The organism is Rosenbergiella sp. YN46 (genome assembly GCF_036620675.1).
Classification (GTDB): domain Bacteria; phylum Pseudomonadota; class Gammaproteobacteria; order Enterobacterales; family Enterobacteriaceae; genus Jejubacter.
On sequence record NZ_JAZHEE010000184.1, the window covers coordinates 1 to 504 of the forward strand.

Below are 504 nucleotides of genomic sequence, written 5' to 3' on the forward strand. Positions count from 1 at the left end.
TAATTCCAGCAATAGTTATTGGAAATCTTTCCTTAACTAAAGAGTATACTTCATCTGGAATGATTCCCTTTTGATGGGCTTCTTTTACTTTTACTAATGGGTCCAATAAAACACCTTGAAGCTATTCATGGTAAAAATGTTAATTTTATTTACCTAGATTTTGATTTGCCACTCTTGGATTTCTTTTTTCGTCTACGTTCTGCACTTTGATCGGCCCTTCGCTTATGTTTTCCTTTTTTTCTTAATGGCATAAATCAATTAATTAAAATCGATAGTTAATAGTTGTCGTTATATTTCGATATCATAGAAATTAAACTCTTTACACTTACATTGCAAATCAAGAATTTGACTAACATTGGGGGATACAGAATTTCCTTCTACAAATCGCTTTATTGGCAGACCACCATCTACAGTAAGATCTAATCTAAACGAGTTTGATGAAATTTTCTTGTAACTTAGCTTATAGACAATTTTCTTAGATTCTCTTCCAAGTTTTTCATGTAC

Annotated in this window: 1 protein-coding gene; it reads right to left on the bottom strand. The window is 31.2% G+C overall.

The window, feature by feature from the left end; genetic code table 11:
* Positions 1–288: 288 nt before the first annotated feature.
* On the bottom strand, positions 289–504 hold a 216-nt coding region (locus V3W49_RS23165; RefSeq protein WP_500148341.1), incomplete at its 5' end, for a hypothetical protein.